Origin of the sequence: Holospora elegans E1 (genome assembly GCF_000648275.1) — a bacterium.
In the GTDB taxonomy this organism is placed as follows: domain Bacteria; phylum Pseudomonadota; class Alphaproteobacteria; order Holosporales; family Holosporaceae; genus Holospora; species Holospora undulata_A.
The window spans coordinates 1-7,990 of sequence record NZ_BAUP01000048.1 but is presented as its reverse complement, the minus strand read 5'-3'; the positions used below and the strand labels follow the sequence as shown (position 1 = coordinate 7,990).

Annotated in this window: 9 protein-coding genes, 1 tRNA gene and 1 pseudogene; 2 read left to right on the top strand and 9 right to left on the bottom strand. The window is 36.5% G+C overall.

All coding sequences use genetic code 11. The features are described from left to right. Positions 1-226: 226 nt before the first annotated feature. The 3 genes from HE1_RS08645 to atpA are packed head-to-tail and all read right to left on the bottom strand — an operon-like array spanning position 227 to position 2,931. Entirely contained in the window at positions 227-391 is a 165-nt protein-coding gene (locus HE1_RS08645; protein ID WP_162531164.1) for a hypothetical protein, read from the bottom strand. A 42-nt stretch (positions 392-433) separates the two neighbouring features. After that, the gene (locus HE1_RS01400) at positions 434-1,384 is read right to left on the bottom strand and encodes a F0F1 ATP synthase subunit gamma (RefSeq protein ID WP_006303307.1); all 951 of its coding nucleotides are present in this window, start codon (positions 1,382-1,384) and stop codon (positions 434-436) included. Next, entirely contained in the window at positions 1,381-2,931 is a 1,551-nt protein-coding gene (gene atpA, locus HE1_RS01395; protein WP_006303309.1) for a F0F1 ATP synthase subunit alpha, read from the bottom strand. Before atpA ends, HE1_RS01400 begins: the two co-directional genes overlap by 4 nt. Positions 2,932-3,660: 729 nt before the next feature. On the opposite strand from atpA, the gene HE1_RS01385 reads away from it, so the two are divergent. Both HE1_RS01385 and HE1_RS08640 read left to right on the top strand, forming a co-directional pair. After that, a complete protein-coding gene (locus HE1_RS01385; protein WP_052567187.1) occupies positions 3,661-3,930 on the top strand; it encodes a winged helix-turn-helix domain-containing protein in 270 nt (89 codons plus the stop codon). Positions 3,931-4,162: 232 nt separating this feature from the next. Further along, the gene (locus tag HE1_RS08640; protein WP_035543901.1) at positions 4,163-4,387 is read left to right on the top strand and encodes a hypothetical protein; all 225 of its coding nucleotides are present in this window, start codon (positions 4,163-4,165) and stop codon (positions 4,385-4,387) included. 254 nt (positions 4,388-4,641) lie between these two features. Here the strand turns inward: HE1_RS08640 and HE1_RS08635 are convergent, their stop codons facing one another. The 6 genes and pseudogenes from HE1_RS08635 to HE1_RS01360 form a co-directional block, all read right to left on the bottom strand. Then, on the bottom strand, positions 4,642-4,797 hold the full coding sequence (locus HE1_RS08635) for a hypothetical protein (RefSeq protein ID WP_162531163.1): 156 nt from the start codon (positions 4,795-4,797) through the stop codon (positions 4,642-4,644). A gap of 77 nt (positions 4,798-4,874) precedes the next feature. Next, positions 4,875-5,405, bottom strand: a pseudogene (locus HE1_RS06995) (transposase); the annotation flags it as partial. Positions 5,406-5,688: 283 nt separating this feature from the next. Further along, the gene (locus HE1_RS01375) at positions 5,689-6,636 is read right to left on the bottom strand and encodes a glycosyltransferase family 25 protein (protein ID WP_162531162.1); all 948 of its coding nucleotides are present in this window, start codon (positions 6,634-6,636) and stop codon (positions 5,689-5,691) included. 28 nt (positions 6,637-6,664) lie between these two features. After that, positions 6,665-6,970 (bottom strand): RNA chaperone Hfq, encoded by a 306-nt coding sequence (locus tag HE1_RS01370; RefSeq protein WP_052567185.1) that lies wholly within the window; start codon positions 6,968-6,970, stop codon positions 6,665-6,667. Further along, the gene (locus HE1_RS06990; RefSeq protein ID WP_162531161.1) at positions 6,970-7,641 is read right to left on the bottom strand and encodes an HAD family hydrolase; all 672 of its coding nucleotides are present in this window, start codon (positions 7,639-7,641) and stop codon (positions 6,970-6,972) included. Before HE1_RS06990 ends, HE1_RS01370 begins: the two co-directional genes overlap by 1 nt. Positions 7,642-7,661: 20 nt before the next feature. Then, positions 7,662-7,735, bottom strand: a tRNA-Met gene (locus HE1_RS01360). Positions 7,736-7,990 lie beyond the last annotated feature (255 nt).

Genomic DNA, 7,990 nt, shown 5'->3' with positions numbered 1-7,990 from the left:
ACTTTGCATTGATCCAAACCCTTGGTTGATTAGCTTTTCTAACATTCTTAAACTAGTTTTCTTGCCAAGGAGTATTAATCTCAGCAAACCTTTGAATAGTAATTCTCCGGTGATTTTATTATTATATTTATTGACATCGTAAAGTTTTCCTAGTCTCTCTAACCATATATCAATACATCATTATAAAATTAAAACTTTATAATCCTGATATCTATCTCAACCACTTTCAACACTTATGCTCCCTAGCCCCAACCAGAGAAGAATGAACATGTGCGCAACAATCGATTTTTCTTCTCTGCCAAATAGTTTTGCAAGAGTATGCTGCAATTTTTTCGACCAAACCTGAAACAACATCGCCATGGACCTTGTCGACCGCAATGACAATTTTCAACGCATTAGTCCAACACTTTCAATTTGATTTGGTATAGATCATTTATTCTACAGACTGAAGTGCAACGGTAATTTCCACCAGTTCTTTCGTAATTTGGTTTTGTCTTAGATAGTTGTACTGCTTTTGCAAAGATAAAAGAAGCTCTGTTGCGTTGTCACCCGCTTTTTCCATTGCCATCATACGTGCGCTATGCTCGCTAACCAAGTGTTCTTGAAGAATAGAAATAAAATGCTTGCAAATACACATTTTTTCCCATGCTTTTAACAACGTCGCACTATCTGGCAAAAGTAACGGAAGAGTATTATGAAAATATTCTCCAACACTTTTTTTCATGGAAAAAAAAGAACTTTCTTCGAAACCAGAATCGATATTTTTTCTATGCTCATTTTGCGCTAATGGAAGCAGCTCTACTTGTTGAGAAATTGCATTGATATAGTGCATATAAAGAACGTAACATCCCTTTAGATCGTTATAGGAATTTTTCTTATATATCTCTTCCAGCCAACTTATAGCCTCTTTCTGAGAAAAATTTTGTATATTATACAAGTATTCAAAATGAATATGAGGATATTTAAGTGCTTCTTGCTGAGCCCAGAAAACTATCTTTTTTCCAACAATTGTTACGTGTTCTAGCTGTGCTAATCTTAGCAAGCAGTCGGACGCTTCCTTTTGGATTTTTCCGTTAAATCCTCCACAAAATCCCCTATCAGATGCCAAGACGATTAGATGTTTGGGATCTGAATCAACAAAAGAGGAATCAGAAAACTCAACAGAAACATCATCCTTTTTTTCTAAAGATGCTTTCGTTAAAAAATCAAAATAACGCAAGTGCTCTAAACGGCTCACCATTGCTTTAAATTCTTTTTGAGCACGGCGCCATTGATGCTGCGCTTTTAAAAGCTTTGTCTGAGACACCATTTTAAGTGCCTTTGTTAGCTGTTCAATTCCTGCAACGCTTTTCCGCTTGGTGCGTAATTCTTTTAAGGTAATCATACTGGAACAAAATTTTCCTTACATTGTTGGATACATTGGCTAACGGCGACGCTGGCTTCTTCAGAAAAATCAGTACTATTGTTTATTTCTTGAACCCATGCCGCGTATTCTTCATTCAAAATTTCCCAAAAAAAAGATAAAAATGGCAAAACCTGAGCTACAGGAATGTCATCTAAGTATCCTTGAGTTACTGCATACAAGCTAACAACTTCTTGAGCAAGGGAACATGGGGAATTCTGTGGTTGCTTTAGGGTTTCAACAACTCTTTGGCCGCGCTCTAAGGTGTGTTTTGTTGCGCTATCAAGATCTGAAGCAAACTGAGAAAATGCTTCTAATTCTTTATACTGGGCAACTTCTAACTTCACTGCGCCCGATACTTTCTTTATCGCTTTTGTTTGAGCAGCCGACCCCACACGACTTACAGAAAGACCAACGTTGATGGCAGGACGTAACCCTTTGTAAAACAGCTCTGTTTCTAAAACTAATTGACCGTCTGTAATAGAAATAATGTTGGTGGGAATATACGCAGAAACATCCCCCCCTTGTGTTTCCACTATGGGAAGAGCTGTCAAGGACCCTCCTCCTAAATCATCATTTAATTTTGCAGCACGTTCTAACAGTCGGGAATGAAGATAAAATATATCTCCTGGATAAGCTTCTCGACCAGGGGGGCGCCGCAACAACAAAGCCATTTCTCTATACGCCACAGCATGCTTAACTAAATCATCATAGACGATTAAAGCGTGTTGTCCTCGATCTCGGAAATACTCTGCCATTGCACACCCAGTATAGGGAGCTAAAAACTGAAGAGAGGCAGATTGAGAAGCATTAGCACACAGCACAATGCTATACTTTAATGCATCATGTTCCTCTAGCGTTTTAACGATTTGCGCTACGGTAGAACATTTTTGTCCAATTGCCACATAAACGCACACCACAGGAGAGTGAGGATTGGCATCATTAAAGTGTTTCTGATTTAAAATCGTATCAATAGCAATCGTCGTTTTTCCAATCTGACGATCACCGATAATTAGCTCTCTTTGCCCTTTCCCTATGGGGATCAACGCATCGATAACTTTTATACCCGTGGCCAAGGGTTCAAACACGCTTTTGCGTGCAATAACCGGGGGGGCAGGACGTTCAATAAGACTGTATTCTGGGTTCTTGAAAGCTCCCTTGCCATCAATGGGGTCCCCCAACCCATTTACTACGCGTCCCAACAATTCCGGCCCCACGGCGGTTTGCATAAGACGTTCTGTGCGCTTTACAACGTCTCCTTGCTGAATATTTTTGGAATCTCCAAAAATAACTACTCCCACCGTGTCCTCGTTTAGGTTCATAGCCATCCCTTGAGTTCCATCACTGAATTCGACTTTTTCCCCAGCTTGTACATGATCGAGCCCCCATACGGTTGCCACACCGTCTCCCACACTTAGTACAAACCCGATTTGGGCATCTTTAGTATTAAAATCAGAATCTTTTTGAGAAAAAATAAATTCTTTAATAAGTGATGAAAACTCAGAAGCTTGTAATTTAGAAGATTTCATTGCGTACCCTTTTTGTTTTTGTGTATAGACCAAAAAATTTTATTACTTTTAATGAATTTTTTGATATTGACGATTTCAAAACACCATTGACTATACAATACACGGTTTCTATAGAATGAATCAACAGTCAGATTTACATAAACCGATTTTTTTAGAATGATTAGACGATCTAAGGCATCTATAGTCAATAAAGAGTTTTTCTATAGTAGCATTGTTTTTTTAGATGATCCTTGGCTTAGGCACATTTATGTTCAATAGGGGGGTAAAATCTGGAGAAGATTTCGGTAAATAAAGAAGCGCTTATACAGCTTTTTCCAGAACCTTTTTCATCTTTTCCCCCTTATGAAAAGTGACGTTGTCCATGAAAAGTATACTTTTACCGATGGATCAAAAAGAGCTGTGTTAAGAGTAGTTTGAAACAAACTCACAAGCAAGAGCCTCCCCATTTAACACCGCACCAGTCCAATTCCCATTGCTAAATCAGCATAAATAATTGCCTTTTAAGAAAAGGGGAAGTATATCATAGGGGGATAACAAACAGCTTAAATGGAATGGTATCCGCATCAAAATTATCAACCGCGAAGGTAGAAAAGAAGAAAAATATCAGATTAAGGAGATTGATAAATCTGCACGAATATCACGTAAATTAGCAAAGGCTATTGCAGCCAGGGCTCATAGCATTAATCAAGTTGCAAAGATTTACGACATAACTAGAACACCCCTGACTTCGTGGATCAAGCCGGCTCGATAGAAAGACTTAACGCACCCGCAGAGCGCAAAAAGAAAAACAAACTTAACGCTGCGCAAATAAAGCAAATCTTGGAATGGGTAAAAGTCGATAGTCAGTTAACCACAAAGGCAATTCGAATAAAACTAGAAAATGTCTTTAATATAGAGATGAGCAAGTCAACCGTTCATCAAGAGATCAAGAAGTTAAATTACTTCTATATTAAGCCTCGTCCTAAACGTTTCAAACAAAAGCAAAACATAAGTTGCTGAATTTAAAAAAATATTAGCTGGGAAATAGCTAAGTGCACGCCATCGCACATATTGTTTTTTGATGAATTGAGATTTTGCACTCATTCCAAAAGTCACGGATTATGAGCGCGGTACCAGGCCACAAATTCCATTTAAAATCGGTTGCCAAAATTTTTATCTTTATAGCGCAGTTAACGTTAATGACGGCAATAATTTTGTACAGTTTAATTTATATGTGTTAATAATTTTTCTTATGCAAAAATTTCTAAAAAAAAATAATCGTGTTACGTTAAGAACGCAGCATCGGCAAGAAAAGAACCGACGCGCAGCGGATAGGCTGAAAGACGCTTATCCAAAGGAGCTTAACATTCACCTGATCTTGGATCAAGGACCTTATAACAACAAGCAAAGACCTCCAAAAAGCAGCGAAAGAAATGGGGGATTGAGGTGCATACCCTCCCTACAAGCCCCAACATAAACCCCATCGAAGAATGAACATGTGCGCAATACTCGATTTTTCGTGCCAAAGAGTTTTGCCAGAGTATGCTGCATTTTTTCGACCAAACCTGAGACAACATCTCCATGAATCTTATTGACCGCATAATGACAACTTTCAACGTATTAGTCCAAAACTTTCAGTTTGATTTGATATGTACTTTCTTAAGTATTCAAAAGCGATTAATAGTCTTTCTTACATCGCTAGCCATTTAGCTTTCCACCCCTTACTTTTTTTTACTTCTCAGCCTCTTCCAGTATTCCTATCATCTTTTTAAATGTAGAGCGCCTTACGCCGATTAACCTTCGAGACTCTTCTTCTTTAGAATCTTTTATTTTTTCGTATTTCATTCTAACCTCTCTAGATAGCGTCGTCACAAGAATTTCAACCAAAGAAAAAGGCCTCTAATTTAAACAACAGTAAGAAATGAATAAGTATTTTTTGCGTATCGCGTTTCAATTTCTCTTCAGCGTTTCAGGTGAAGAAATGCTTTCTCTACAAAATGTCTAAGTTTGTAAATATCTTTATCGTGTTCCCTGAGTTCTTTTCTATTTTTCTTTGGAGGAATAACAAGATTTATGTTTTTTTTCTTTCCTCATCAACAATTTGATTGATATCATCTCCTTGATTTGCAAGAAGATTTTGAGCGTCTATTCCTTCAACACGCTGGCTAGCTTGTTTATAATCAGCAACGTTACTTGACGCTATAATCTCTGACTAGCATCTTATCAGCAAGCACTCATAGTCTAGATCGACAATCAGTTTTTCTAAAAAATTTTCCTAAATTCTTTTATATTACCATCTGCATCTTCTGTGCGTATTTTTCCAATCTCCATAATCAGGGGGAAGATTTCGCTAAGGAGCCCCCGTTCTTAAAATCCACAAAACACCGTTTAACGATTATCCTTTGCTTTTCCCTCCCCTTTCTTCCTGGTAGATAAGGCTCCAGAATTTTCCAAGATTTCTTTGATATATCGTGTCTTCTGTGCGATTGCGTCATTTCTTTTAAAAAATAAAATTCCTAACGTTTTATCATATTTTATCTCATGACAACACTATCTAATAAAGTCTAGGTAGTACTTATTTTTTAGGTAATTCAAGATATCTATTTTAAATATGATTGAATATGGCTAAAATATTGTCATAAGATTTTTATGAAAAGTAAGATTTTTATGAAAAGACATTTTATCTATAACTATTATCGACTTTTTGAAAGCATTTAAAAATCTAAACATCAGATTAAAACAATCTATCACGCAAAGAAAAAACAGTTAGAGTAAAGTTTATTTTGAAGGAAAAAATTTATCCGCTAGCACCAGGTAATAATTATAACAATAGTACGCAACATAAGACTTTAAATGAAATATTTGAGTACAAATTCGCTGAAATTGCTTTGATCCAAAAATTTTTAGACCTTTTTTTCTTCTTCCTAGTAAATCAATAGAAGAGATGCCTCCTTTTTCTTTGACGGGTCCTGGAAAAATTCCGGTAAATCGAATAGAATCATCAAATTCCCAAATACGTTGAATATAATGATCTACAGGAAGCACGTACTTTTCTGCCTTAGAAAGCAAAGATTTCGCAGCTCTTCTATTAATCAAAAGCCCAACAGTTCCAGAGGTTTCTTCTAAAAACCGAACAAGCATATAAGAAAAAGAAAGCTCACGAACAGAAAGAAACGATCCAGAAAAATCAGGAGGAGAAAATAAAGAACAAATATCCCAAAGATTCTGAAATTTTATAAGCTCTTGTACTATTTTCTTCAACTTAGAAGGATCAAATTCGGCATCATCTTCTAGGATTAAAGCAAATTTTGCGTTGGAGTTTAAAAAAGAAATCCAGGCTTTAACATGGCTCAAAAAACACCCCAACTCTCCAAATCCGGGAGTCGAACCATTAAATGCTAATTCATAAGCTTTTTTATCTACAAAATTTTCTATAAAAGACTTAAAAAGAGAACGCCCCCAAACACCAGAAATCCTTTGATGCGGAAAATTTAATTGCTGAACTAAGGGCTGAATAGAGCGATAACGATCAACGTCTTTATCCAGATTAATAACAAAAACACAAACTTCAGAATGCTCTTTCTTAAAAGACTGATCAAGAGTAGGAAATCCAATCCTTGAAAAATAAGAAGGAAGCTTTACAGAAGCTGGAAGTATAAAAAACCCCTTAACACTAAAAACCCACACTCCCCAAAAGAAAACCAAAAAATAAAAAACTTTAACCAAACTCTTAATCCAAAAAAAAGCTTTTTTTTCAGTCATGAGCCTCGGGAGAATCTAAAAAAGCAGAGCTTGAAAAGCTAGGTGCAGTAAAAGGTGTGACCGGCATTATAGAAGAAATTGCATGCTGGTATAAAATCTGAACTATTCCGTCTTTTCTAAGAATCAAACAATCGTCACTAAACTGTTCTATACACCCTTGCAACTTAATACCACTCATCAAAAAAATTGTTACGGAAACCTTCTGCGCGCACAAAACAGATAAAAAATCTTTTCTTAACGTCTGAACCTCAAATACCTTTTTTACAGGATCACTAGAGGTGTTTTTTTGGATAAACATTACTTTTTTTCTCCTAAAAAATTACTTTCTATCGAGCTTTTGATTTCATCATAAAAATGACAAATATTTTTAAAAGAAACAAAATTTCCATCAAAAGTTTTCGCCTGTGCTCCTATAGATACGGGGGTACACCCGGCGTGCTGAGCACAAACCATATCTACTAGCGAATCTCCTACAAAAAACACAGATTTTCCGGGCTCGACTCCTGAATTTCTGAGAGTTTCAATCAAAGGCAAAGCAGACGGTTTATCTTGTTCCCAATCTCCAGATCCAGAAATATAGAAAAAATATCTTTCCCACTCTAACTGTTTAACTTGACGACGCAAAACATCTCCGTATTGATTGCTTACAATCCCCATAGGAACCTCACGATCATACAAAAAGTCTAAAAGACTTTTTACTCCATCAAAAGGCAACACGTCCGTAACGCGTTGATCTAAAAACAACTTAAAATCTCTTACCGCCTCACTGTACTCATCAGGCGTAAACAAAGAGCGAAATGCATCTCGTACAGAAAGAGAAGGCGACACAATATACAGATCTTCCACAATTTGACTCTTTCCTTTAAGAGAAAGAAAACTATTTATCATAGACAAACCAGAAAAAACTGTATCTACTAATGTTCCGTCCCAGTCAAAAAAAACCCCATCAACTTTTTTAAAAATATTCACACGGAATCTCCGATACAACGTTGCGGGGGGAGGATTCGAACCTACGACCTTCAGGTTATGAGCCTGACGAGCTAACCAACTGCTCTACCCCGCGATAAGTTCATTGTATTCATCGTCAGTTCATTTGTCAATACAGATTTTTTTTTTATAAAATAATTTTTTTAATCGTGCGGAATGAAAATAAATTTAGATAGTTTCTAAAAAAAATTAAGGAAACCAAAACGGGTGCTGTCTAGATCAGAAAAATATCAGCTAAAATTGTTTCTGCTTTTCGGAAAAATATTTTCTGTGCGTCGTATACATCAAAAGGAAAAAATTTTCATCTGGCCTATAATTATTTCGTTCCCCG